The sequence below is a fragment of the Mycobacterium senriense genome (assembly GCF_019668465.1).
Lineage (GTDB): Bacteria > Actinomycetota > Actinomycetes > Mycobacteriales > Mycobacteriaceae > Mycobacterium > Mycobacterium senriense.
This window is the reverse complement of the sequence record NZ_AP024828.1, coordinates 4,618,300-4,643,451: the sequence shown is the minus strand read 5'-3', so window position 1 is coordinate 4,643,451 and position 25,152 is coordinate 4,618,300. Positions and strand designations below refer to the sequence as shown.

The window sequence follows — 25,152 nt, the reverse complement described above, 5'->3', positions numbered from 1 at the left end:
CCCGAACGCGCGCGCTGAGGGTGGCGCTTTCGGGCTCCGGCTGCACTGGCCGACGCGGGGACGGGGTCTCCGGCGGCGAAGAGGGCGTGCGGTGACCCCACCGGCGTCCGAGATCGACTACGGGATCAGGCTGTTCCGTTAAGGTGCCCCGGTGCGGCGCACCGGAGCACCACGAGGTCTTCGGTTCCCAACAGCGGCAGCCTATTTCGCCGGCGGCAGCTGGCGCGGGCCGTCCGGCGGACCCAGTTCCGGCGGCCCGTCCCGCTTCGTCAGCGCACGCCGACGGCCATCTTCCGCGGACTCCACCGACAAGCGGTCCGCGTCGTTTGCGGCCCGTCGCGGCAAGGACGAGTGGGAATGGCGACCGGTCACCCGCCGGTGCGCCCGGCCGCCGGGCTCCTGCCGCGACGAGGCGACGAAGTCTGTTCGTGGCGAGGGAGTTTCGGCGCTCATCGGCTGTCCGGACAGCTCGGTATCCGAAACCTCGGAGTTGACCGTCACCTTGCGGCTGCGCTTGAGCGTGAACGTGATCTCCTCGGTCTCTTCGAGGACGCCCTCGAACACCTGGCGCGCGCTACGCAATGGCTGGGTGGTGGTGTCGATCACCTTCGCCACGAACGGCGGCACCAGCGGGCGAATCCAGCGGGCCGCGGCCTTGGTGGCGTCCGGAATCGACGGGATCAGCGGGGCATTGCGTTCCTGGTGGGCTTCGACCTCGCCAGCCGGCTGCAGGGGAGCGGGCAGGTTCTCCGGAACGTCGGGCGTCGCAGCATTGCCCAGGCCGGCGGCCGGCTCCGGCGCGGGCAGTTGGGTGAGGGCCCGGCTGGCCGCCTCGGCCTCGGCGGCGATCGGCAGATACACGTCGTCGTCGGCCGGCTCGAAGGCCCGCTGCGACGGCGCGTGCGCCGGAGCGTCGAGGGCTTCCATCACCCGGCGGCGTTGCTGCTCGCGGTCGATCTCGGTCTGCGCCTCGATGGCGAGCCGTGCCTGCGTGAGTTGGTGTTCAGCCCAGAGGATTTCGGCCTCGCGGCGCACCTCGGCCCGTTTGACCGCGATGGCGGTGTCCGCGTCGAGTTCGGCGCGTTCGCGCTCGGCGCGCGAGGTGGTCCGGCGATCGTGGGTGGTCTCACCGCGCCACAACCCGAGGATCAAAGGCGTCAGGTATAGCAGCACGCACAGCGCGACCGTCAGCACCCGCAGGCTCATAGCCCCGGCCTCGGCGAAGGAGAGGTCATTCATCGCGATCCAGCGCGCGCCCAGGCCCCGCCCGGCATCCGCCACGACGGCGTCCCGCGCGTCGCGCAGCGCCGCCTCCCGCCGCGAAATCGTGGCGTCCAGTTCCGGTGCGCGGGCGTCCCGGGCGGCCAGCGCGGTGTCCAGTTCGTGCTGGGCATCGGCGAGAAGGTCGTTGGCCGTGCGTGTTTCGGGACCACCGCCGGGAACGCCGGTGATCCGGGTCTGCGGGCAGTCGGGCGTCGGGTGGTACTCGCAGCGGGCGACGACCAAGGCCTTGTCCTGGCGGTCCCGGGCCTGCGCGACGGCGGCGTCGAGCGCGGCGCGGACATCCCTGGTCTGCTGCAGCGACGCCGATGCCTGCGCCACGGCGGGGACGGATTCGGCGTTGCGCAATGCCTTTTCGTCGAGCCGACGGTCGATGGAGGTGGACAGAATCACCAGTGCCGCGAGCTCACCGACGACGACGCCCACCGCGGCCGCAACCGCGGCGCGCCCGACCACGCCGGAGCGGCTGCGGTCCGGCCCCGGGATCGTGCCGCGGGTGATGGCGCCGACGAGCAGGCCGAAGACGAGGGTCAACCCAACGACCGCCGACAGCGGCCAGCGGGCCGACCCGCAGATCGCCAGGGCCGCGACAACCCAGGCCAGCACCGCGCCCAACAACGCGACCGCTCCCGCGACGGCGTGGGTGGACCGTTCGTGATGCTCACCCAGTTCGCGCCGGTGCCCGCCGCCAAGCCAGATGAGCACCCCCGACACGCGGGCCAGGCCGGTGCGCTGCTCAGATACTTCCTGGGGCATGAGACTGAAAACACCTCCAACATCAAGCCTTGCAGGCCACCGCCCGACACATCGAATCGAAGCGCCCCGCCTGTGGCGCGCTTCACAAAACCGTCGGATCGATGCGGATCGCCCACCGGGTACCGATCGCGTTTGCTGGGTTAACGAGGCGGGATCTGGCGCGGAATCCTGCGACGCGACCAGATCAGCGACCGTTCCGGCAGGTGACATGAGACGGTATAAGCCTATGACGAATCACGATTATGTCACCTACGAGGACTTTGGTCGCAGGTTCTTCGAGGTCGCCGTCACCCCCGAGCGGGTCGCTGCCGCGTTCGCCGACATCGCCGGCAGCGAGTTCGCCATGGAGCCGATCGCGCAGGGGCCGGGCGGGATCGCCAAAGTCAGCGCCAACGTCAAGATTCAGGACCCGCGGGTCACTCGGCGCCTCGGCGACAGCATCACCTTCGTCATCCACATTCCGCTCTCGATCGACCTGCTGGTCGACCTGTGGGTCGATAAGCAGCGATTTGCGGTCTCCGGGGACATCCAATTGCGCGCGACCGCGCGCGCGGCCGAGCCGCTGTTGCTGATCGTCGACGTCGCCAAGCCGCGGCCCTCCGACATCACCGTCAACGTCTCGTCGAAGTCGATCCGCGGCGAGGTGCTGCGGATCCTGGCCGGGGTGGACGGCGAGATCCGGCGGTTCATCGCGCAGTACGTCGCCGCCGAGATCGACGCGCCCCAGTCACAGGCGGCGCAGATCATCGACGTGGCGCAGCAGCTGGAGCAGGCCTGGCCCTGAGCGTCCCGGCCCACGAATACGTGCGACGGTGTCGGGGTACTCAGACACGGATGTGTGTTTGTCGCCGGCACGTGCGGCGACGGCGTAGCTGACTCGCCAGGGGAAGAAGTACTTTGGCTCGCGTAAATGTCTCGGTGAAGTCGCAGGTAGAACCGGAGGCGGCTTGGAAGCTGGCGTCCGACCTGGATCGCTTCGACGAGTGGATGACGATTTTCGCCGGGTGGCGGGGGCCGGTGCCCGACAAGATCGAGAAGGGCACCTGTGTCTCGTCGTGCGTCAAGGTCAAGGGCTTCCGTAACGTCATCCACTGGGAGGTCACCCGGTACGACGAGCCGAAAGCGATTGAGCTGCAGGGCCGCGGACGCGGCGGCATCCGCCTCACGGTGGCGATGACCGTCAGCGACGACCACCCCGGGTCGACGTTCCACCTCAGCGCGGATCTCGGCGGCGGCTTGCTCAGCGGGCCGGTCGGGGGATTGGTCGCCCGGGTGCTGCGCTCCGACGTGCAAAAGTCCGTGAACAACCTAGCCGCCCTGCAGTAGCCGGTCTACCGCGCCACTACCGGGCCGCCGGGTGCCTGATCACCCACTGCCGCTCCGCGTCGCGAATTCGCCTGCGGTCCATCGCAAGCCAGGACAGCCCGGCCCCGAACGCGAGCATCGAGATGATGGCGGCGGCAACACCGGCGCCGGCCTCACCCAGCGCGAAATTCACCACGCACACCGCGAACGCCAGCGCGGCCGCCGCGACCACGACGAGCCCGGGTATTTGCGCAGTGGCAGACACCGATCCGTGCGCATACCGGTCAGTGGTCCGATCCTGGTCGACAGTGTTGTGCCTCATGGCGTCTCCTCTGCTGTCACATCCGTTTCGGCCGATCTGTTGGTGCTACCCGAATGGCCGTTCGGACAAACGACTTGGCGGAGGTGACGCGCGCCGCAGCTCAGAGTGTCTGGTGACGCCCGAAGTACTTGTGGTCTTCGCTGTAGCCGCCATAACCGCTGCCGATGTCGTGGTAGTCGGCGACGAACTCGATGCCCTTGATCCACTTCACCAGTTTGAAACCGTGCTGCAATTCGTTGCGCAGCCGCAACGGTCTGCCGTGCATATAGGGGAGCTGCTGGTCATTCATGTTGTAGGCCAGCATCGTCATATGGTGGTCCATCTGGCCGATGTGGTGGGCGTTGTAGTAGATGCCGCCCGTGGCGCCCAGCCCCATCGAATAGAAGACCGCCCATTTCGCCTCGGGGAGCGGTTTGACGATGTCCATGATCGTTTTCATCTGCACGCCACCCCATTTGGCGACGCCCGACCACGCCTGGATGCAGAAGTGCTGGCTGATCTGCTCGTGGTAGGGCAGCGCCATCAGGTCCTCGAGCGAGAATTCCATCGGGTGTTCGACCAGACCGTAGACGCGCAGCCGCCAGTCCTTGAAGTCGTCGCGCTCCAGCTCTTTGTACTCGACGGTCTCCGGCAGGCGCCCGTTGCGCCAGTGGTGGGGCGAGATGTCCTTTTCGGTGAAGGCGCCGGGCTTGGGGTCCAGCTGCTCGAGCATCCGCTGGAAGGGACCCACCAGCGCGTAGCCGACCCGCTGCACCACTCGGGGATGGCGAATGGTGAAGGGAGTGGCCCACACCCATGCGATCGCGGTCACCACCATGGCCGCGGCGAAGATGCCGAAACCGATCCAGCTGTTGTCATCGCGGGAGGCGAACATGTGGTTGAGGTTTCGTAGCGCGCTGGTCGTCAGGACCATGGTGACGTGCACCAGGATGAAGAACAGGAAGTAGACGAGCACCACGAAGTGCAGCGACCGCGCATGCTGGATGCTCAGCCGCTTGCTGAGCCAGTGCACCCGCTGGGACAGCGCGGGCGACATGCCCAGACCGGTGATCAGCGCGGCCGGGGCGGCGATGAAGACGGTGGTGAAGTAGGACAGCAGCTGCAGGCCGTTGTAGGCGACCCAGCCGTTGTCGGTCGGCCAGTCCAGCGACAGGTACTGAATGGCCACCGACGCCGCGTTCGGGAAGACGTCCCAGCTCATCGGCACGATGTGGCGCCACTGACCGGTGGCGAACAACAGCACGTAGAAGACGGCCCCGTTGACGAGCCACAACACGTCGATGCCCAGATGCCACCAGCGGGCCAGGCCGATGGAGTGCCGGAAGCCGGGCAGCCCCAGCTGCGGTGGCAGGGCGACCGTGTCGGCGTTGGCGGTCCACAGCTCATCGTCCGGAACCGGCGGACCCACCCGCAGCCACTCGTCCTTACCCGGGGTGGCATTGCGGCTGAAGTAAAGCCGGGGATGGTCGCAGAGGATCTGGATCCCCGTCCTGATGATGAACATCATCATGAAGAGGTTGAAAAAGTGCGTCCAGCCGATCCACGCCGGCAGGCCTGGGGGCACGCCGGCGCTGTCCGATCCGGGGTACCGGTGGATGAACGACTGCACCGCCGGCACGTTGTGCAGGCCTTTGCCAACCGCGATCCCGGCGATCAGCACGGCAAACCCGATCGGGATCAACCACAGCAGGTTGAACCATCGGTCGCGGCCGATGCGCAGCTTCGGGGCGGTGGCCCGCCTGGTGAGATCGAAGCCGCCACCGTAGTGCTCCACATCGATGACGTCTTCGGCGGTGTGTATCTCGTTGCGGTAGTCCGGCTTAATCGTCAGCGGCGTGCCGACTGCCAGCGTCGATACCGAGCCGCGCTGCGCTGCTCGCCCTCCACCGGTCCCCGCGGAATCAACGGTGTTCGTCACGCGGCCGAAATTACACGAATGAGCCTGGATTAATTGGAGTCATTCGGGATCGACGGCCCTCGTCGCGGCGCCCACGCGGGGTGCGATGGGCGGTAGGCGCGCCGAGTGCGCAAAAACTGGTCGGACCCGGCAGGTGTTAGCCGCACGTACCCAAAGAAAGCGCCGATTCGCGCCGCAGATACGAACCGATGAGTCTAGCTGTGAGTGTGCGCATAATCTGCTGCCAACACGCTAGGCAGGGTCGTGCGGCAGCACCCGGCGGACCGGGCGGACCTCGATGGCGTGGACCGTCAGTGCCCGGCGGCTGATCCGCCAGCCCGCGTCGGTCAGCACATACTCGTCGTCGTAGCGCAGGTGCCACGCCACGTCCACCAACTCGGCGTCACGCTCATTCCAGTGGTGCGCGACGCACGCGATCCGCCCGCGCGCGGTGCCGGGTTGCGCGGCCGCGTCGTACACCTCACCGATGATCGCGTGCTCGGTGCGCGCGACGGCGGCGACGGCCCCGACCGCTGCGGTGATGGCGTCGCGGCCGCGATGCGAATGGATCGGCAACAGATCGGCCGGCGGCGCCGGCGCCACCAATTCCGCGTCGGCGGCGAAAAGGATTGCAACAGCATCGAATTCGCGATCATCGACGTTGGCGGCATATCGGTGCACCAGATCGCTGAGCGCGGCCCGCTGGTCGGCTGACAGCGTCATGCGTTCAGGGACAGCCGTTGCGCACACGCCGACAAAAGGTCTTTGGCCTGATCGATATCGGTTGTCGGCGGCATGGCCAGCACCAGACGGTCGGCGCCCTGATCGGCGAGGGCGGCCGCGCGCTCGGCATCGATCTTGGCGACGGCATGGCCCAGCGACACCTCGAGCGCCGCCGGATCACGGCCTGACGCCGCCGCCTCGTCGCGCATGAGCGCGATCAGCGACGCGAGACGAGGCCCCGTCACCCCGAGCGGCTGGAAGCCGTCGCCGAGGCGTCCGGCACGGCGCGCGGCGGCTCGGCTGTGCCCGCCAATGTGAATCGGAAGGCCTTCCGCCGTAACGGGTTTCGGGTAGCACATGACATCCTCGAAGTTGAAGAATTCGCCCGCGAACGACGCCCCGCCGGACCGCTGACCCCACAACTCCCGCATCACGGCCAGCTGCTCGTCGGCCCGTCGGCCCCGGCTGCCGAAATCCACATCGCAGGCGGCCAGCTCCTCCTTCAGCCAGCCGACGCCCACACAAAGGCGCAACCTGCCGCCGGACAGGGCGTCGACGGTCGCGGCCCGCTTGGCCAGCACCACCGGGTGGTGGTTGGGCAGGACCAGCACGCCGGTGGCCAGACCCAGGCGGCTGGTCTGGCCGCCCAGAAACGCAAGCAGGTCAAGCGGATCCGGGATGGGGCAGTCCGGCGTTAGTCCGACGCGTCCCGAGTCGTCGTAGGGGTAGACGCTGTCGTAGCGGGTGAGCAATACGGTGTGCTCGACGACGACGATCGACTCGAACCCGCAGGCTTCGAGGTGGCGCGCGAAGGCCACCATCCAATCGGGGTTCGCAGTGACACCGTCGGCGACCGGGGCCACGACTGAGACCTTCATGGCTTTTGAAGCTAACAAGGCACCCGACTCGGTGACTGGCGGGTCGCGCTTTCGGCGGCGACGGGCGCGATCGCGGCGCGCACGGCTTCGGCGAGCGTGGCGGTGCGCGGATCGGTGAACACGTCCTCGAGCAGCACCGCGCTCCCGTCGGGGCCCGTCAGCGGCACCCGCCAGTTGGGGTATTCGTCGGTGGTGCCGGGCTGATTCTGGGTCCGGCGGTCACCCACGGCGTCGGTCAGCGCCACGCCCAGCAGCCGCGACGGCGTCCTGCCCAGGTAGCGGTACAGCGCCAGCACGACCTGCTCGGGGTCCTCCTCGCCCTCCTCGAGCAACCCGACGCGACGCAGCTCGGCCATCCAAGCCGCCAGCTCCGTCCGGTCGGATTCGAGCTCGTCGGCGACGGGACGGGTCAGCAGTCCCAGCGAATCGCGCAGCCGCACATGATCACCCGCCAGATAGCCGGCGGTCGGCGGCAGGTCGTGCGTGGTGACCGAGGACAGGCAGTACTCGCGCCAGCGCTCGGCCGGGAGCGGGCCGCCGCTACCGTCGCGGTCCAGCTCGAACCAGAGGATCGAGGTGCCCAGCAGGCCCCGTAACAAGAGGTAGTCGCGCACCCACGGCTCGACCGTGCCGAGGTCCTCCCCGACGACGACCGCGCTGGCGCGGTGCGCTTCCAGCGCGACGATTCCGATCATGGCTTCGTGGTCGTACCGCACGTAGGTGCCCTCAGTGGGTGAGGTGCCCCGCGGGATCCACCAGAGCCGGAACAAGCCGATGATGTGGTCGATGCGCACGCCGCCGGCGTGCCGCAGCACCGCGCGGATCAGCGCGCGAAACGGCCGATATTCGTGTTCGTCCAATCGGTCTGGCCGCCAGGGCGGTTGGGACCAGTCCTGGCCGAGCTGATTGAACTCGTCCGGCGGCGCGCCCGCCGTGACGCCCAGCGCCATCACGTCCTGCAGCGCCCAGGCGTCGGCGCCATTGGGATGCACGCCGACGGCCAGGTCGTGCATGACGCCCAGCGCCATGCCGGCCCGGATCGCCTGTGACTGCGCCGCGGCCAGCTGCTCGTCGAGCTGCCACTGCAGCCAGCGGTGGAAATCGACTGTGTCCGAATGCTTTTTGACGAAATCCACAACCCCGGACGCGTCCGGGTGCTGTAGCGCCTCGGGCCAGGAGTGCCAGTCGGCGCCATACTTCTCGGCCAGCGCGCACCAGGTGGCGAAGTCGTCCAGCGCGCGGCCCTCCCGGTCGCGGAACGCGGTGTAGGACAGCTCCCGTCCCGCCGACCGCGGTTCCTCGTGCAGCAGCTTGAGCGCTGCCCGTTTGGCCGCCCACGCACTGTCGCGGTCGATGGCGTCGACGCGGGCGGCGCGGTGCTGCACCTCGGAGCGCAGCCTGCGGACCCGGCTGCGCTTGGTCAGGTCGGCGAACTCGGGGATTGCCTCCACGTGAAGATAAATCGGGTTGACGAAGCGGCGCGATGTCGGCAGGTACGGCGACGGCTCCATCGGCTTGGTCGGGGCGGCCGCGTGCAGGGGATTGACCAGGAGATAGTCGGCGCCGTGGCGCGATGCCGACCACAACGCCAGGTCGGTCAGATCGGTCAGGTCGCCGATGCCCCACGACTGTCGCGACCGCACGCTGTAGAGCTGAGCCGCCAGGCCCCACGCGCGCCGGGCGCCGAGCCGCTCCGGTAACCCCAGCCAGTCCGGCGTGACGATCAGTGCGGTGCTGGTCTCGGAGTCGCCGGAGCGCAGGTGCACCCGGTGATAGCCCAGCGGCAGATGGGCGGGCAGCAGAAAGCTGGCCTCGCCCACCCAGCGGCCGTCCAGGTCGAACGGCGGGGTGAAGTTGTCGACCTGTTCGACACCGCCGCGCACCGTGCCGTCTTCGAGCTGCAACCACACCTCGGCGGGATCGCCGTGGGTGACATGCGCCCAGAACCGGATCGGCTCGCCGGTACGCCCGACGATGGTCGCCGGCAACCGGCGCGCCCAATGCGCCCGCAGCTTCGCGGTCAGCGCGACGTTGCGCTCCTGCTCGTTGTCGGCCTCGACGCCGAGAGCACCCAGCACGGCCTTCAGCGTGGTCTCGGAGACCCGCACCCGCCGGCCGGTCCAGTCCTCGTACTCCGTCGCGATGCCGTACCTCCGGGCGAGTTCGATCAGCGACGGTGCGAGTTCAGTCATACGGTCATCTTGCTGCCAGGATTCGCGGCCCTGCGACTCGGACCCGGCGCGAGTTGGCGCATTCTTTGCTGCGTGGTGGCCTGCCATTCATTTACGACTTCTCCCGAGAACGGCGTGGTGCGCTCGACAGGACGAAAGGCCGCGGGGCCACTACGATGCTCCGAGGAGACGAAAAGGATCCGGTCGGCTCGTCCGTGGGGGAAACGAAACTGCCAGCTCAATGGCGCGTGTCGCCGCCGTCGTCGCCGGCGGCCGCGGCGCGGGGAACGCGGCCGGCTCTGGGTGCATAAAGAGATGTAGAAGTGAATGGCTTTGGCGCCGCGTGGCGAGGTCCGCGCAGGTGCCTTACGGTTGTCATGTAATTCGCGATGGATTAGTTCAGCGGGACAATATCCAGGCGCATCAGTAGACCGGATGGTGAAATCAAGTGGCGGAAGAGAGTCGCGGGCAGCGCGGGTCGGGGTACGGCCTCGGGTTGTCGACCCGGACCCAGGTGACCGGCTACCAGTTCCTGGCGCGCCGGACCGCGATGGCCCTGACCCGGTGGCGCGTCCGCATGGAGGTGGAGCCGGGACGGCGTCAGAACCTGGCGGTGGTGGCATCGATCTCCGCCGCGCTGGTGATCTGCCTCGGGGCGCTGCTCTACTCCTTCATCAGCCCGGCCGGCCAGGTAGGGGATTCGCCGATCATCGCCGACCGCGACTCGGGCGCCCTGTACGTTCGCGTCGGCGAGAAGCTGTACCCGGCGTTGAACCTGGCGTCGGCCCGCCTGATCACCGGTCGCCCGGACAACCCGCACCTGGTCAAGTCCAACCAGATCGCCAGCCTGCCGCGCGGTCCGATGGTGGGCATCCCGGGTGCACCGTCCAGCTTCCACCCGACCAGCCCGGACGCCTCGTCCTGGTTGGTCTGCGACACCGTGGCGAACTCGACCGGCGCCGGGGCGCCGTCCGGTGTGACCGTGACGGTGATCAACGGCACCCCCGATCTGAGCAACCACCGGCGGGTGCTGACGGGGTCGGACGCGGTGGTGCTGAATTACGGCGGGGACCCCTGGGTGATCCGGGACGGACGTCGTTCACGCATCGACGGGTCGAACCGTTCGGTGTTGCTGCCGTTGGGTCTCACCCCGGAGCAGGTCAGCATGGCCAAGCCGATGAGCCGCGCCCTGTACGACGCGTTGCCGGTGGGTCCGGAACTGACCGTGCCGCAGATCCAGAATGCCGGCGCCGGGGCGTCCTTCCCGAATGCGCCGGGCCCGATCGGCACGGTGATCGTCACCCCGCAAATCAGTGGGCCGCAACAGTATTCATTGGTGTTGGCCGACGGTGTGCAGACGCTGCCGCCGTTGGTCGCCCAGATCCTGCAGAACGCCGGGCCGGGCAACACCAAGCCGGTGACCGTGGAGCCTTCCGCTCTGGCGAAGATGCCGGTGGTCAACAAGCTGGACCTGTCGTCCTACCCGGACGCGCCCCTGAACGTGATGGACATTCGCGAGAACCCGGCGACCTGCTGGTGGTGGCAGAAGACCTCCGGTGAGAACCGGGCCCGCGTCCAGGTCATCTCCGGCGCGTCCCTTCCGGTCGAGCAGAAGGACGTCAGCAAGGTGGTGTCGCTGGTCAAGGCCGACACCACCGGCCGCGAAGCCGACCAGGTCTTCTTCGGCCCCGACTACGCGAACTTCGTGGCCGTGACCGGAAACGACCCCGGAGCAAAGACGACCGAATCGTTGTGGTGGCTCACGGATGCGGGTGCGCGGTTCGGCGTCGACGACACGCGCGAGGTACGAGAAGCGTTGGGCCTGAAGGCGACGAAACCAGGCCTGGCACCGTGGGTGGCGTTGCGGTTGTTGCCGCAGGGGCCGACGTTGTCGCGGGCGGATGCGCTGGTGGAGCACGACACGCTACCGATGGATATGTCACCAGGAGAGTTGGCGGTACCGAAGTGAAACGTGGATTTGCGCGGCCGACGCCGGAGAAGCCTCCGGTAATCAAGCCGGAGAACATCGTGCTTCCGACGCCGTTGAGCATCCCGCCGCCGGAAGGCAAGCCCTGGTGGCTGATCGTGGTCGGCGTCGTGGTGGTCGGCCTGCTGATCGGTATGGTCGCCATGACCTTCGCCAGCGGTTCGCACGTGTTCGGCGGCGCCGGATCGATCTTCCCGATCTTCATGATCGGTGGCGTCGCCATGATGATGTTCGGCGGCCGGTTCGGCGGCCAGCAGCAGATGAGCCGGCCCAAGCTGGACTCGATGCGCGCCCAGTTCATGCTGATGCTGGACATGCTGCGCGAGACCGCCCACGAGTCGGCCGACAGCATGGACGCCAACTACCGGTGGTTCCACCCGGCGCCCACCACGCTGGCCGCCGCGGTCGGGTCGTCGCGGATGTGGGAACGCAAGCCCGACGGCAAAGACCTCAACTTCGGCGTGGTCCGCGTCGGCGTCGGTATGACGCGCCCCGAGGTGACCTGGGGTGAGCCCCAGAACATGCCGACCGACATCGAGCTGGAGCCGGTGACCGGTAAGGCGCTTCAGGAATTCGGGCGCTACCAAAGCGTCGTCTACAACCTGCCCAAGATGATCTCGGTGCTGGTCGAGCCCTGGTACTCGCTGGCCGGAGATCGCGAGCAGGCGGTGGGACTGATGCGGGCGATCATCTGCCAGCTGGCGTTCTCGCACGGGCCCGACCACATGCGCATGATCGTGGTCAGTTCGAACCTGGACCAATGGGACTGGGTGAAGTGGCTGCCGCACTTCGGTGACCCGCGCCGCCAGGACGCCGCCGGCAACGCGCGGATGGTCTACAGCTCGGTGCGCGAGTTCGCCGCCGAGCAGGCCGAATTGTTCGCCGGCCGTGGCTCTTTCACGCCCCGGCACGCTAGTTCGTCGGCCCAGACGCCTACCCCGCACACCGTGATCATCGCCGACGCCGTCGACCCGCAATGGGAGTACGTGATCAGCGGCGAGGGCGTCGACGGGGTGACGTTCTTCGACCTGACCGGTTCCGCGATGTGGAGCGCCGTCCCGGAGCGCACGCTGCGGTTCGACGAGAAGGGTGTGATCGAGGCGCTGCCCCGCGACCGTGACACCTGGATGGTCATCGACGAGAAGCCCTGGTTCTTCGCCCTCACCGACCACATCAGCACCGTCGAGGCCGAGGAGTTCGCGCAGAAGCTGGCGCGCTGGCGGCTCGCCGAGGCGTACGAGGAGATCGGCCAGCGGGTGGCGCACATCGGCGCCCGAGACATCATGGCCTACTACGGAATCGACGATCCGGGCCGCATCGATTTCGAGGCGCTGTGGGGCAGCCGCAACGACTCGATGGGCAGGTCCCGGTTGCGCGCGCCGTTCGGCGTCCGTTCCGACAACGGCGAGCTGCTGTTCCTGGACATGAAGTCGCTGGACGAAGGCGGCGACGGCCCGCACGGCGTCATGTCCGGTACGACCGGTTCGGGTAAATCGACCCTGGTGCGAACCGTGATCGAGTCGCTGATGCTCAGCCACCCGCCCGACGAGCTGCAGTTCGTGCTGGCCGACCTCAAGGGTGGGTCGGCGGTCAAGCCATTCGCCGGCGTGCCGCACGTATCTCGCATCATCACCGACCTGGAAGAAGACCAGGCGTTGATGGAGCGCTTCCTGGACGCGCTGTGGGGTGAGATCGCCCGCCGCAAGGCGATCTGCGACAGCGCCGGTGTCGACGACGCCAAGGAATACAACTCGGTGCGCAGCCGGATGCGGGCACGCGGCCAGGACATGGCGCCGCTGCCGATGCTCGTGGTCGTCATCGACGAGTTCTACGAGTGGTTCCGCATCATGCCGACCGCGGTCGACGTCCTCGACTCCATCGGCCGTCAGGGTCGCGCGTACTGGATCCACCTGATGATGGCGTCGCAGACCATCGAGAGCCGCGCCGAAAAGCTCATGGAGAACATGGGTTACCGGTTGGTGCTGAAGGCGCGCACCGCCGGTGCGGCGCAGGCGGCCGGTGTGCCGAACGCGGTCAACCTGCCCGCGAAGGCCGGTCTGGGTTACTTCCGCCGCAGCCTGGAAGACATCACCCGGTTCCAGGCCGAATTCCTGTGGCGGGACTACTTCCCGCGCGGCCTCACCGACGACGGAGACGAAGCGCCGGCGCTGGTGCACAGCATCGACTACGTCCGTCCGCAACTGTTCACCAACTCGTTCACCCCGCTGGAAGTCAGCGTCGGGGGACCGGACGTCACCGCTCCCGCCCTCCCCACCGACGGCGACCCGCTTCCGATCGAGGCGGCCGAGGACGACGACTCCGAAGGAATCCGGACGCCCAAGGTCGGCACGGTCATCATCGACCAGCTGCGCAAGATCGACTTCCAGCCGTACCGGCTGTGGCAGCCGCCGCTGAGCCAGCCCGTCGCGATCGACGAATTGGTGAACCGGTTCCTCGGCCGCCCCTGGCAGCAGGACTACGGCACCGCGCAGGATCTGGTCTTCCCGATCGGGATCATCGACCGTCCCTTCAAGCACGACCAGCCGCCATGGACGGTCGACACGTCGGGCCCCGGTGCCAACGTTCTGATTCTGGGTGCCGGTGGTTCGGGTAAGACGACCGCGCTGCAGACCCTGATCTGCTCGGCGGCGCTGACCCACACGCCCGAGCAGATCCAGTTCTACTGCCTGGCCTACAGCAGCACCGCGCTGACCACGGTCGCCCGGCTGCCCCATGTCGGCGAGGTGGCCGGCCCGACCGACCCGTACGGCGTTCGCCGCACGGTGGCCGAGCTGCTGGCGCTGGTGCGGGAGCGCAAGCGCAGCTTCCTCGAGTACGGGATCGCCTCGATGGAGGTGTTCCGGCGGCGCAAGTTCGGCAACGAGCCCGGCCCGGTCCCCAACGACGGCTTCGGCGACGTCTACCTGGTGGTGGACAACTATCGGGCGCTGGCCGAAGAGAACGAGGTGCTGATCGAGCAGGTCAACGTGATCATCAACCAGGGCCCCTCGTTCGGGGTGCACGTGGTGGTCACCGCCGATCGCGAATCGGAGCTGCGGCCGCCGGTGCGCAGCGGTTTCGGCTCCCGGGTCGAGCTGCGGCTGGCCGCCGTGGAAGACGCGAAGCTGGTGCGTTCGCGCTTCGCCAAGGACGTGCCCGTCAAGCCGGGTCGCGGCATGGTGGCGGTCAACTATGTCCGCCTCGATGCCGACCCGCAGTCCGGTCTGCACACGCTGGTGGCGCGTCCCGCGCTGGCCAGCACGCCTGACAACCGATTCGAGTCCGACAGCATCGTCGAAGCCGTCAGCCGCATCACGAGCGCTCAGGCTCCGCCGGTGCGCCGGCTGCCGGCGACCTTCGGGGTGGAACAGCTCCGCGAGCTCGCCGCGCAGGACACCCGCCAGGGCGTCGGTGCGGGCGGAATCGCTTGGGCCATCTCGGAATTGGACCTGTCCCCGGTGTATCTCAACTTCGCCGAGAACGCGCACCTGATGGTGACCGGCCGTCGCGAATGTGGGCGTACCACGACGCTGGCCACGATCATGTCCGAGATCGGGCGGTTGTACGCGCCGGGCGCGAGCAGCGCACCGCCACCGCCGCCGGGGCAGCCCTCGGCCCAGGTGTGGCTGGTGGACCCGCGTCGTCAGCTGCTGACCACGCTCGGCCCCGACTACGTGGAGAAGTTCGCGTACAACCTCGACGGCGTGCAGGCGATGATGGGCGAACTGGCGGCGGCCCTGGCCGGCCGCGAGCCGCCGCCGGGCCTGTCCGCCGAAGAGCTGCTGTCGCGGAACTGGTGGAGTGGGCCGGAGATCTTCCTGATCGTCGACGACATCCAGCAGCTGCCGGCAGGCTTCGACTCGCCGTTGCACAAGGCCGCGCCGTGGGTGACCCGGGCCGCCGACGTCGGCCTGCACGTGATCGTCACGCGGACGTTCGGTGGTTGGTCCTCGGCCGGCAGCGACCCGATGTTGCGGGCACTGGCTCAGGCGAACGCGCCGCTGCTGGTGATGGACGCCGACCCCGACGAGGGCTTCATCCGCGGCAAGATGAAGGGCGGTCCGCTGCCCCGTGGCCGAGGCCTGTTGATGGCCGAGGACACCGGGGTGTTCGTTCAGGTCGCAGCGACCGAGTTCCGCAAGTAAGGCGCGCGCTGCGCTGGGGCCGACCGGGTCAGGTTCAGCCCCAGCGCAGCGGCAATGCCTTGAGCGCGAAACTCTTTGACGGGTAATTGATCTCGGGGGAGTAGTCCTCGGGCAGTTCGAAATCCGGAATCTGGGACAGCCATTCGGCGACGACCACCGTCAGTTCGATGCGCGCCAGGTGGGATCCCAGGCAGCGGTGCGGCCCACCGCCAAACCCCCAGTGCCGGTGGACTTTTCCGTCCATGTTGAGCTCGTTGGTGGACATCGCGTCGCTGTCGTCGCGGTTGACGGCGGCCATGCACAGCCGCACCGACGTGCCCGGGGGCAGTGTCATGCCGCCGACTTCAACGAATTCGGTGGTGATCCGCGGCGCCACCGGGGCCGACGGTTCGAGGCGGACGATCTCCTCGATGAAAACCCTGATCTGCTTTGGCTTGTCGCGCAGCTCTTTGCGCAGCTGCGGCCTGCGCGCCAACTCATACAGCGAGAATCCGATGGCCGCGGTCACCGTGTCCAGACCGGCCAGGATCAGCAGGTGACTCATCCCCAGCAGCTCGAGGTCGGTGAAGTTGCCCTTGCCGGTTATCACCTTCGACAGCATGTCCGACCCCGGGTTCTGCCGGCGCTGCGCGATGGCGTCGGCCAGATACTGCAGCAGTTGATCGGACTTCTCGATGTCGCTCTGGGTGATGAAGGGCTTCTCGCCGACGACGGCGTCCTTCCAATCGATGAGGCGGTCACGATCCTCGACCGGCAGGCCGTAGAGATCCAGGAAGACCTGAAACGGGTACAGGTTGGCGAAGTCCGCCATCACCTCACACCCGCCCCGGCCGGCCAGGTCGCCGATCATCTCGGCGGCGTGGCGCTCCAGCACCGGGCGCGACTTGCTCAACGCGTGCGGGCTGAAATACGGCTGCAGAATCTGGCGGTAGCGGGTGTGCTGCGGGGGATCAAAAGCCAGCGGCAGCACCGGCAATGGGTGGCCGGGGGGCTGCAGCACCGTCGACGAGAAGACCTTGGTGTTGCGCAGTGCGGCCAGCACGTCTTCGCGCCGGGTGATGTAGTAGTGGCCGTTCATGAAGACGACGGGTCCGGCGTCGCGCAAAGTCTTCCACCCGACGCCCCGGTCCACGGTCATCGGCAGCGTGGTGAAGTCGAGTCGGGGTAGGTAGAACGAGCCCTGCTGGCCTTCGCTCATGCGCTTCGATCTCCGGTTGTCTGTAATTGTCCGAAAGCCGCGACGCGATTGCGTTCTCGTCGGACTTGTTCGATATCAACATGTGGCGGCACATCAATATTGCATGCGCGGCAAAGGAACACGAACACGCCTACTCGGGCCGGTCCGGAGCTTCCGGCGCACGGAATCGGCTGGCGAACATCTTCGATACTTTACCGACCGACTAACCTGAGTATCGAACCGCGAAGTGCCAGCCCGGCCATTTCGTGGAGCCGTTCAGGGCCGAACCGGCCGCCTAGGGAGGAAGCCTCGTGAGGGTTCGTCTGGAAAAGTCGAAATGTGTGGGCCACGCCCAGTGCTACGCCGTCGACCCAGACCTGTTTCCCATCGACGAGTCCGGCTATTCGATTCTCGAGGAGCACGAGGTCGCCCCCGAAGACGAGCAAGTGACCCGCGACGGCGTCGCTTCCTGCCCCGAAATGGCACTGATTCTCGAAGAGGACTGACGGCGCAAATCCGTCCTGACGCCTGTCCTGACGCCGTCGGCGAAAGGCAAACGGATGATGAACAATTCGTTGCCTTTTGTGAACTCCCACCGACCGGGAATGAACAGTGGCTGGCCATTGATGAACAGGTGACTTTGGGTGTCGGCGTTTGCCTCGTAACGAACTAATCTCAGTCGCGGGCGGCAGTTCGGGCACACGCGAGCTGTCGCTCGGTTGCTGATAACGGGGATAAGCCGAGGCCAGAAGGTGCATGACGTTCTTGACTGGATGTCCGAGAAGTGCGGTGGCAGACCACCTTTGCGGGCACAGCCAATCGGTCAGTATGCATCGTCCGGCGCGGCTGATGGGGTTGCGGGCGGAAGGCATCGCACAGCGACCCCACCCGGTTTCGGCGGCCGACAAGTGGCGTCGTTTACAGAGCCGTGACCACGACCACTACTGATTCCTATGTGACAGCCGAGATCGCATGCGTTCGCGGCCGACTGAGGAGGACACGGTGTTTGACTTCGCGGCGTTACCGCCCGAAATCAATTCCGGTCGCATGTATGCGGGTCCGGGGTCGGGGCCGATGATGGCCGCGGCCGCCGCCTGGGATGAGATTGCGGCGGAATTGGGTGTAGCAGCCAGCGGCTACAACTCGGTGGTTACCGAGCTCACCAGCGGGCCATGGGTGGGACCGGCATCGATGGAGATGCTTTCGGCGATCACCCCGTACGTGGGCTGGCTCAATACGATGGCCGCGCAGGCCGAGGAAACGGCGGGGCAGGGCCGGGCCGCCGCGGCGGCCTTTGAGGCGGCGTTTGCGATGACGGTGCCACCGCCGGTGATCGCGGCCAATCGAGTGTTGTTGGCGACCCTGGTGGCGACGAATTTCTTCGGGCAGAACACGCCGGCGATTGCGGCCACCGAGGCACAGTACATGGAGATGTGGGCGCAGGACGCGGGCGCTATGGCCGGATACACCGCGTCTTCGGCGGCCGCCTCGACGTTGATTCCGTTCGTCACGCCGCCCAATACGACTACCCCGGAGGCGAGCTCCGACCAAGCGGCCGCGGTGGCTCAGGCCGTCTCCCAGCCGGCGGGCAACACCGCACAGACCACGTCCCAGCTGGTGACCCCACAAGCGTTGTCGGCCAGCACAACTCAGGCGGCGACACAAACGACCGCGGCCACGTCGAATCCGGGACTGCTCTCGAGCTCAATTCAGGACTTGTTGAACTCCGGGCTGCCGACCCCGACCAACAACTGGCTGGGACTGAATCCCACGCTCTACACCGTGATCCTCAAGCAGACCTCGGGCCTTGCCTACTTCTCGAATGGCATACCGACCTTCTGGTCGCAGCTCGCCCAGCAGTTGGTCTTCGGTCCCGGCGGTACTACGGCGGGTGCCAATGGCGCCTGGTTCCCGACCCCGCAGTTCGCGAACCTGGGTCTGGGCAATCTGGGCGGTGTGGGCCACGTGGGTGCGGTCTCGGCGGGGGTCGGCCAGGCCGGCCGGGTGGGGCTGCTCTCGGTGCCCCAGCATTGGGGGACGTTGACCTCGTCGGTCACCCCGGCGGCACTGTCGGAGGAGGCCACTCCGATCCAGGCCGCGGTGACCGGCGGAGCGAACTCCCCGGCCAATGGTCTGTTGCGCGGCATGCCGGTCGGGTCGATGGGGCGGCGCGGCGCGGCCGCCGGTTACGTCAACAAGTACGGCTTCCGCTACAGCGTGCTCACCCGCCCACCATCGGCCGGATAAGAAGAGTCCAGATGAACGGTCAACACAACGCAATGCTCGCCGGGCCCCACCGAAGGGAAGGAAACTAGATGTCCTTTGTGACCACGCAGCCCGAGGCGCTTGCCGCCGCAGCGGGCAATCTGCAGACCATCGGCTCAACGCTGAGCGCTCAAAACGCCGCCGCAGCGGCCCCGACGACGGGGGTGGTGCCGGCGGCTGCCGACGAGGTCTCGGCGCTCACGGCGGCGCAGTTCGCCGCGCACGCGCAGACGTACCAGGCCGTCAGTGCTCAGGCGGCAGCAATTCACGAAATGTTTGTCAACACCCTGAGCACCAGCTCCGGGTCGTACGCGGTGACTGAAGCGGCCAACGCGGCCGCGACTGGTTAAGGAGTCAATGATGTTGGATTACGGAGCGTTTCCGCCGGAGTTCAATTCGGCGCGAATTTATTCTGGTCCGGGGTCGGGGTCCTTGATGGCCGCCGCCTCGGCGTGGAGCGCGCTGGCGGCCGAGCTCAACTCGGCGGCGCTGAGCTACGAGCAAGTCGTCACCGCGCTGAGCAGCGAGGAGTGGACCGGCACGGCCTCGGCGGCGATGGCCCAGGCGGCGACTCCCTACGCCGCATGGATGACCGCCACGGCCGCTCAGGCCGAGGAGGCTGCCACCCAGGCACGTTCGGCCGCCGCGGCCTATGAGACCGCGCTGGCCTCGTCGGTGCCGCCCCCGCTGATCGCCGCCAACCGGATGCAATCGCAGCAGCTGCAGGTGACGAACGTGCTGGGGCAGAACACCCCGCTGATCGCGCAGCTGGAGGCCCAGTACGGCGAGATGTGGGCGCAGGATGCGGGCGCGATGTACAGCTACGCGGGCCAGTCCGCGACGGCGACCAACGTGTCGACCTTCAAGAATGCACCGCAGGTGGCCAACCCGTCCGCTCAGACCACCCAGGCCGCGGCGGTCACCAACGCGACGGCGAACTCGACGGCGACCAACACGTCGAAGACCCTGCAGGCGCTGGCGCAGCCCGCCACAAGCTCGACCGTCAAGGCCGCTGCCGTGACTCCAGCGGCGGCGACGACCACCACCGACCCGCTGTCGGAACTGTGGTTCCTGCTGACCGGGCAGACCAGCCTGCCCACCAGCCTGGGAGCGGCGGTGAACGGCTACAGCCCCTTCGCCAGCCTCTTCTACAACACCGAGGGTCTGCCGTACTTCAGTACCGGTATGGCCAACACCTTCACGCAGATCTCCAAGACCGTCGGCTTGATCGGCGGCGCGCCTGCGGCCGCGGCCAAGGCGCTGCCCGGGCTCGGTGGTTTGGGTGGCATGTTGGGTGGCGCTGCGGGCGCGGCTCACCCGGTGGCGGCGCTGGGCAGCGCGGCCTCGGTCGGTGGCAAGCTGTCGGTGCCGGTGGCCTGGTCGGGTGCTCCTGCGACCCAGGCGCTGGGACATGCGATTCCGGTCAGCAGCATCAGTGCCGCCCCGGAGGCCGCCGGCGGGCCCGGAAACCTGCTCGGTGGTATGCCGCTGGCCGGTGCCGGTGCGGGCGGACACGGAGTGGTCGGTCCCAAATACGGATTCCGGCCCACCGTCATGGCCCGCCCACCGTTCGCGGGATAGCCTCAGCCCGAACAAATCTCGAACGCGCCCCGCCCCGGAAGTACGGGGGCGGGGCGCGTTCGCGTGTGCCGGCGGCAACCTCGGCCCGATGGTTCGGCCCTGCGGCATGCGCAGCGGCGGACGCTCTCACGCGCCGGATCACGGCGCCGTCCTGGGCCACCACCGCAGCGAACCTGGTGCGGCCTTTATCTGCTGCCGGATTTTTATCCCGCGCTGGGGCTTTCGCGTCGGCGCGGTCCCCCCGGAACGGGCCGCGATGCCCGGGCGGTGGGCGGCTCGCGGACGGCGGCACCCCAGTGTTCCCGCAGGTGGTGACCATGGCGGCGGTGCGCGACCGACGTCGGCCCGATCCGGCCGCCGCGACGGACCACCGCCCTCGAAACCGCCGCCGGCGTAGCGGCGGCCGAATCGCGAAGCGGCGATGGGGCGTGTGTCCACCTAGCCTTCCGAAGCAAGCAAATTCTTCAAGGTCATCGCCGAGAGACCAGCTGCGAGGGGATACATGTCGTTCGAGCCCGGTGCTTCGTAACCATGGACTTCGGGGCATTACCGCCGGAGATCAACTCCGGTCGCATGTACGCGGGTCCGGGGTCCGGTCCGATCATGGCCGCGGCCGCGGCCTGGGACGGGCTCGGCGCCGAGTTGGGCTCGGCCGCCAGTGGCTACACGTCGGTGATCTCGGAGCTGACCCATGCGCCCTGGGTGGGTCCGGCGTCGGCGTCGATGTTGTCGGCGGTCACGCCGTACGTGAGCTGGCTGAGCGTCCTGGCCGCGCAGGCCGAGGAGACCGCGGGCCAGGCCAGGGCGGCGGCGGCGGCCTTTGAGGCGGCGTTTGCGATGACGGTGCCGCCACCGGTGATCGCGGCCAATCGAGTGTTGTTGGCGACCCTGGTGGCGACGAATTTCTTGGGGCAGAACACGCCGGCGATCGCGGCCACCGAGGCGCAGTACATGGAGATGTGGGCCCAGGACGCGGCCGCCATGTACGGCTACGCCGGCTCGTCGGCCGCCGCCTCGGAGCTGACGCCGTTCACCTCCCCGCCCAACACGACCACCCCGGAGGCGGACTCCACCCAGGCCGCCGCGGTCGCCAAGGCCGTCGCCGAGCCGGCGGGCAACACCGCGCAGACCACGTCCCAGCTGGTGACCCCACAAGCGTTGTCGGCCAGCACAACTCAAGCGGTGACCCAAGCGTCGACCACGACGACCGCGACCCAGCCGGGGCCGTTTACCTGGCTGCAGAACTTGATCAACGGATTCTTGACTTCCGGGCTGCCCACCCCGACCAACAACTACGCCGGGCTGAACACCGGCATGTACGGCACCCTGCTCAAGCAGACCACAGGACTTGCCTATTTCTCGACGGGCATAACGAGTTTCTGGTCGTCGATTGCCCAACAGTTGACGTTCGGTCCCGGCGGTACTACAGCGGGCGCCGGTGGTGCCTGGTTCCCGACCCCGCAGTTCGCGAGCTTGGGTCTGGGCAATCTGGGCGGTGTGGGCCACGTGGGTGCGGTCTCGGCGGGGGTCGGCCAGGCCGGCCGGGTGGGGCTGCTCTCGGTGCCCCAGCATTGGGGGACGTTGACCTCGTCGGTCACCCCGGCGGCACTGTCGGAGGAGGCCACGCCGATCCAGGCCGCGGCGACCGGTGGGGCCAACTCCCCGGCCAATGGTCTGTTGCGCGGCATGCCGGTCGGGTCGATGGGGCGGCGCGGCGCGGCCGCCGGTTACGTCAACAAGTACGGCTTCCGCTACAGCGTGCTCACCCGCCCACCATCGGCCGGATGAGCGGCGGAATCAGGCATGTATCACCTCACCTTTATCCGCGGCCGGATTTTATCCCCGACCTGGACACATGTGCGCCCGGCTATGCCGGCATCCCGCCGCGGCGCTCGCGTCGCACGGGCGCTGGGCTTGGACCATTCCCGCAGCTCACACCCACTATTACGGCCCCTCGCGGGTGAGTCGGCCGGCATCGAGCGGCCGGCCCTCACAATCGGCGCAACGGCGCGTCGAGCAGCTGCCACTCCACCGACCGGCGTGGCGGTGGCGACCAGCGCATTAACGTCTTTCACTACTCGACGCATCGATTCGAACATCACAGGTTAAGGGGCATATTCGTGGTGGATTATGGGGCGTTCCCACCGGAGTTCAATTCGGCGCGGATCTACTCGGGTCCGGGGTCGGGTTCGTTTGTGGCCGCGGCGTCGGCATGGAGCGCGCTGGCGGCGGAACTCAACTCCGCCGCACTCACCTATGACAGCGTGATCACCTCGCTGAGCAGCGAGGAATGGACCGGCACGGCGTCCGCGGCGATGGCGCAAGCGGCCGAACCGTACGTGACCTGGCTGACCACGACGGCCGCTCAGGCCGAGGAGGCGGCCACCCAGGCACGCGCGGCGGCCGCGGCGTATGAGACCGCGCTGGCCTCCTCGGTGCCGCCCCCGCTGATCGCAGCCAACCGCACGCAATCACAGCAGCTGCAGGCGACGAACGTGCTGGGCCAGAACACCCCGCTGATCGCGCAACTGGAGACCCAGTACGGCGAGTACTGGGCGCAGGATGCGGGCGCGATGTACAGCTACGCGGGCCAGTCCTCCTCGGCGACGAAGGTGACGCAGTTCCAGAAGGCGCCCGAGGTGACCAACCAGTCGGGCCAGGCCACCCAGGCCGCGGCGGTCACCAACGCGACGGCGAACTCGACGGCGACCAACACGTCGAAGACCCTGCAGTCGCTGGCGACCCCGGCCGCGACCACCACCACCACCAACGCGACGACTCAGGCGACGACGGCGGCGACGAGCACCACCGACCCGCTGTCGGAGCTCTGGTTCCTGCTGACCGGGCAGACCAGCCTGCCCACCAGCCTGGGAACCCTCGTCAACGGCTACAGCCCGTTCGCGGGTCTGTTCTACAACACGGAAGGTCTGCCGTACTTCAGTACCGGTATGGCCAACACCTTCACGCAGATCTCCAAGACGGTCGGCTTGATCGGCGGCGCGCCTGCGGCCGCGGCCAAGGCGCTGCCCGGGCTCGGTGGTTTGGGTGGCATGTTGGGTGGCGGGGCGGCCGCGGCTCACCCGGTGGCGGCGCTGGGCAGCGCGGCCTCGGTCGGTGGCAAGTTGTCGGTGCCGGTGGCCTGGTCGGGTGCTCCTGCGACCCAGGCGCTGGGACATGCGATTCCGGTCAGCAGCATCAGTGCCGCCCCGGAGGCCGCCGGCGGGCCCGGAAACCTGCTCGGTGGTATGCCGCTGGCCGGTGCCGGTGCGGGCGGACACGGGGTGGTCGGTCCCAAATACGGATTCCGGCCCACCGTCATGGCCCGCCCACCCTTTGCCGGCTGAGCGCCGCGAGTTGTCCCGACCGCTTCCGGGAGCTGCCTCTGGCGGCCATCGGGCAGTCAAACCGCTGAATGGGCGAAAGGAGGTCCCCGCGACACGCCGCCGGGAATCGTCGTCGCATCGATCCGCTCCGACGAGTAATCGACGACCAGATTTTTATGCCGGGCGACGCGGCCCCGCCATCCCAGGCGCCGATTACCAGCAACTTTTTCGACCGGGGGCTGGTACCGTTTCGTATGACCGCCCTGCGAGGGGCAGCGGTCGAGGTCAGGCGCTGTTACTGTGTCGTTACAAAAAGTGAATTCGCAGTGCCGCTAAGTGAACAATTGCAAACACCGGGCTTCCACACCGACCTGGGAAGCCCCAGTCATCTAGTCTCGCAGAGTCGGGGATTGAACTAGGAGGGAACAATATGTCGTTCGTGACCACACAGCCGGAGGCTTTGGCCGCGGCGGCCGGGAACCTGCAGGCTATCGGGTCGACCTTGAGCGCCCAGAACGCAGCCGCTGCAGCCCCAACGACGGGGGTGGTGCCCGCCGCTGCCGACGAGGTGTCGGCTTTGACCGCGGCTCAGTTCGCCGCACACGCGCAGATGTACCAAGCGGTGAGCGCACAGGCCGCTGCGATTCACGAGATGTTCGTGAACACCCTGTCCACCAGCTCCGGTTCGTACGCTGCGACTGAAGCAGCCAACGCAGCCGCCGCCCTGTAATTCGGACAGCGGTTCGGGGGCTTGGAACAGGTCGTCACCGAAATGGGTGCCAACGTGACCGCCCGACAGGGGACGTGGGCTCTTACCGCGTCTCGAAACGCAACACACACTCCGTCAACTCAAACGTCGCGGTTCGGGTTTGACGTCCGTCTCACCGTGACAGCACCCGGTGGCCGCCGGTTGACGGGAAGGGGGGGTCATTTCTATTCATTCGGCTCGGCGGTTGCGTAACGCGTAAACGATCCGGCCACCGTCTTCACCACATCACCCAATAACCACGTAGCAAGGAGAACAGCCGACATGGCAACACGTTTTATGACCGACCCGCACGAGATGCGGGCGATGGCGGGCCGCTTCGAGGTCCACGCCCAGACCGTTGAGGATGAGGCTCGCAAGATGTGGTCGTCGTCGATGAACATCGCCGGCTCGGGCTGGAGCGGTCAGGCCCAGGCCACCTCGTACGACACCATGGGACAGGTCAACCAGGCCTTCCGCAACATCGTCAACATGCTCCACGGGGTGCGTGACGGACTGATTCGCGACGCGAACAACTACGAGCAGCAAGAGCAGGCCTCGCAGCAAATCCTCGGCAGCTAGCGCTTAAAACCGCA

19 protein-coding genes are annotated in these 25,152 nt (G+C 67.7%); 12 read left to right on the top strand and 7 right to left on the bottom strand.

The features are described 5' to 3' along the window. Positions 1 to 201: 201 nt before the first annotated feature. Positions 202 to 2,037 carry a DUF4407 domain-containing protein gene (locus MTY59_RS21775; protein WP_221042995.1) on the bottom strand — a complete coding sequence of 612 codons (1,836 nt, stop codon included), beginning with the start codon at positions 2,035 to 2,037 and terminating at the stop codon, positions 202 to 204. Between the two features lie 226 nt (positions 2,038 to 2,263). Between MTY59_RS21775 and MTY59_RS21770 the strand changes: the two genes are divergently transcribed. Together MTY59_RS21770 and MTY59_RS21765 are read left to right on the top strand one after the other, a co-directional pair. After that, on the top strand, positions 2,264 to 2,821 hold the full coding sequence (locus tag MTY59_RS21770) for a hypothetical protein (RefSeq protein WP_221042994.1): 558 nt from the start codon (positions 2,264 to 2,266) through the stop codon (positions 2,819 to 2,821). 113 nt (positions 2,822 to 2,934) lie between these two features. Next, positions 2,935 to 3,363 carry a type II toxin-antitoxin system Rv0910 family toxin gene (locus MTY59_RS21765; protein ID WP_221042993.1) on the top strand — a complete coding sequence of 143 codons (429 nt, stop codon included), beginning with the start codon at positions 2,935 to 2,937 and terminating at the stop codon, positions 3,361 to 3,363. A 16-nt stretch (positions 3,364 to 3,379) separates the two neighbouring features. Here the strand turns inward: MTY59_RS21765 and MTY59_RS21760 are convergent, their stop codons facing one another. From MTY59_RS21760 to malQ, 5 genes are all read right to left on the bottom strand, one after another. After that, positions 3,380 to 3,664: a LapA family protein gene (locus tag MTY59_RS21760; RefSeq protein WP_221042992.1), complete on the bottom strand. Its 285-nt coding sequence runs from the start codon at positions 3,662 to 3,664 to the stop codon at positions 3,380 to 3,382. Between the two features lie 100 nt (positions 3,665 to 3,764). After that, positions 3,765 to 5,513 carry a molybdopterin-dependent oxidoreductase gene (locus MTY59_RS21755; protein ID WP_221046576.1) on the bottom strand — a complete coding sequence of 583 codons (1,749 nt, stop codon included), beginning with the start codon at positions 5,511 to 5,513 and terminating at the stop codon, positions 3,765 to 3,767. Between the two features lie 300 nt (positions 5,514 to 5,813). After that, the gene (locus MTY59_RS21750) at positions 5,814 to 6,284 is read right to left on the bottom strand and encodes a nuclear transport factor 2 family protein (protein ID WP_221042991.1); all 471 of its coding nucleotides are present in this window, start codon (positions 6,282 to 6,284) and stop codon (positions 5,814 to 5,816) included. Beyond that, complete coding sequence (locus MTY59_RS21745; RefSeq protein WP_221042990.1) at positions 6,281 to 7,162, bottom strand: LLM class F420-dependent oxidoreductase; 882 nt, start codon at positions 7,160 to 7,162, stop codon at positions 6,281 to 6,283. The genes MTY59_RS21750 and MTY59_RS21745 overlap by 4 nt, the downstream gene beginning before the upstream one ends. Before the next feature lie 11 nt (positions 7,163 to 7,173). Further along, on the bottom strand, positions 7,174 to 9,354 hold the full coding sequence (gene malQ / locus MTY59_RS21740) for a 4-alpha-glucanotransferase (protein WP_221042989.1): 2,181 nt from the start codon (positions 9,352 to 9,354) through the stop codon (positions 7,174 to 7,176). A gap of 427 nt (positions 9,355 to 9,781) precedes the next feature. Between malQ and eccB the strand changes: the two genes are divergently transcribed. Continuing rightward, complete coding sequence (eccB, locus tag MTY59_RS21735) at positions 9,782 to 11,302, top strand: type VII secretion protein EccB (RefSeq protein WP_221042988.1); 1,521 nt, start codon at positions 9,782 to 9,784, stop codon at positions 11,300 to 11,302. Next, a complete protein-coding gene (gene eccCa / locus MTY59_RS21730) occupies positions 11,299 to 15,465 on the top strand; it encodes a type VII secretion protein EccCa (RefSeq protein WP_221042987.1) in 4,167 nt (1,388 codons plus the stop codon). The genes eccB and eccCa overlap by 4 nt, the downstream gene beginning before the upstream one ends. Before the next feature lie 34 nt (positions 15,466 to 15,499). Here eccCa and MTY59_RS21725 read toward each other — a convergent pair whose 3' ends face one another. Then, complete coding sequence (locus MTY59_RS21725; protein ID WP_221042986.1) at positions 15,500 to 16,663, bottom strand: cytochrome P450; 1,164 nt, start codon at positions 16,661 to 16,663, stop codon at positions 15,500 to 15,502. Positions 16,664 to 16,953: 290 nt separating this feature from the next. Here MTY59_RS21725 and MTY59_RS21720 point away from each other — a divergent pair, with 290 nt between their 5' ends. The 8 genes from MTY59_RS21720 to MTY59_RS21685 all read left to right on the top strand — a co-directional run bounded on the left by MTY59_RS21720 (position 16,954) and on the right by MTY59_RS21685 (position 25,138). Continuing rightward, positions 16,954 to 17,148 (top strand): ferredoxin, encoded by a 195-nt coding sequence (locus tag MTY59_RS21720; RefSeq protein WP_221042985.1) that lies wholly within the window; start codon positions 16,954 to 16,956, stop codon positions 17,146 to 17,148. Positions 17,149 to 17,644: 496 nt separating this feature from the next. Further along, positions 17,645 to 18,889, top strand: coding sequence for a PPE family protein (locus MTY59_RS21715; RefSeq protein WP_284145233.1), 1,245 nt, complete (start codon positions 17,645 to 17,647; stop codon positions 18,887 to 18,889). A gap of 68 nt (positions 18,890 to 18,957) precedes the next feature. Then, positions 18,958 to 19,257: a PE family protein gene (locus tag MTY59_RS21710; RefSeq protein WP_083099028.1), complete on the top strand. Its 300-nt coding sequence runs from the start codon at positions 18,958 to 18,960 to the stop codon at positions 19,255 to 19,257. A gap of 7 nt (positions 19,258 to 19,264) precedes the next feature. Then, on the top strand, positions 19,265 to 20,488 hold the full coding sequence (locus MTY59_RS21705; RefSeq protein ID WP_284145232.1) for a PPE family protein: 1,224 nt from the start codon (positions 19,265 to 19,267) through the stop codon (positions 20,486 to 20,488). Positions 20,489 to 21,019: 531 nt separating this feature from the next. Continuing rightward, positions 21,020 to 22,276, top strand: a complete 1,257-nt coding sequence (locus MTY59_RS21700; RefSeq protein ID WP_221042983.1) for a PPE family protein — start codon at positions 21,020 to 21,022, stop codon at positions 22,274 to 22,276. A gap of 332 nt (positions 22,277 to 22,608) precedes the next feature. Continuing rightward, the gene (locus MTY59_RS21695) at positions 22,609 to 23,832 is read left to right on the top strand and encodes a PPE family protein (protein ID WP_284145231.1); all 1,224 of its coding nucleotides are present in this window, start codon (positions 22,609 to 22,611) and stop codon (positions 23,830 to 23,832) included. 409 nt (positions 23,833 to 24,241) lie between these two features. Next, the gene (locus tag MTY59_RS21690) at positions 24,242 to 24,541 is read left to right on the top strand and encodes a PE family protein (RefSeq protein ID WP_007771419.1); all 300 of its coding nucleotides are present in this window, start codon (positions 24,242 to 24,244) and stop codon (positions 24,539 to 24,541) included. Between the two features lie 300 nt (positions 24,542 to 24,841). Further along, entirely contained in the window at positions 24,842 to 25,138 is a 297-nt protein-coding gene (locus MTY59_RS21685) for a WXG100 family type VII secretion target (RefSeq protein ID WP_064881136.1), read from the top strand. Positions 25,139 to 25,152: the final 14 nt, after the last annotated feature.

What these genes read in the sequence shown, in the direction of transcription:
- MTY59_RS21775 (WP_221042995.1), bottom strand. Translation starts at nt 2,037, where the DNA reads ATGCCCCAGGAAGTATCTGAGCAGCGCACCGGCCTGGCCCGCGTGTCG.
- MTY59_RS21770 (WP_221042994.1), top strand. Translation starts at nt 2,264, where the DNA reads ATGACGAATCACGATTATGTCACCTACGAGGACTTTGGTCGCAGGTTC.
- MTY59_RS21760 (WP_221042992.1), bottom strand. Translation starts at nt 3,664, where the DNA reads ATGAGGCACAACACTGTCGACCAGGATCGGACCACTGACCGGTATGCG.
- MTY59_RS21750 (WP_221042991.1), bottom strand. Translation starts at nt 6,284, where the DNA reads ATGACGCTGTCAGCCGACCAGCGGGCCGCGCTCAGCGATCTGGTGCAC.
- MTY59_RS21745 (WP_221042990.1), bottom strand. Translation starts at nt 7,162, where the DNA reads ATGAAGGTCTCAGTCGTGGCCCCGGTCGCCGACGGTGTCACTGCGAAC.
- malQ (WP_221042989.1), bottom strand. Translation starts at nt 9,354, where the DNA reads ATGACTGAACTCGCACCGTCGCTGATCGAACTCGCCCGGAGGTACGGC.
- MTY59_RS21725 (WP_221042986.1), bottom strand. Translation starts at nt 16,663, where the DNA reads ATGAGCGAAGGCCAGCAGGGCTCGTTCTACCTACCCCGACTCGACTTC.
- MTY59_RS21710 (WP_083099028.1), top strand. Translation starts at nt 18,958, where the DNA reads ATGTCCTTTGTGACCACGCAGCCCGAGGCGCTTGCCGCCGCAGCGGGC.
- MTY59_RS21705 (WP_284145232.1), top strand. Translation starts at nt 19,265, where the DNA reads ATGATGTTGGATTACGGAGCGTTTCCGCCGGAGTTCAATTCGGCGCGA.
- MTY59_RS21700 (WP_221042983.1), top strand. Translation starts at nt 21,020, where the DNA reads ATGGACTTCGGGGCATTACCGCCGGAGATCAACTCCGGTCGCATGTAC.
- MTY59_RS21690 (WP_007771419.1), top strand. Translation starts at nt 24,242, where the DNA reads ATGTCGTTCGTGACCACACAGCCGGAGGCTTTGGCCGCGGCGGCCGGG.
- MTY59_RS21685 (WP_064881136.1), top strand. Translation starts at nt 24,842, where the DNA reads ATGGCAACACGTTTTATGACCGACCCGCACGAGATGCGGGCGATGGCG.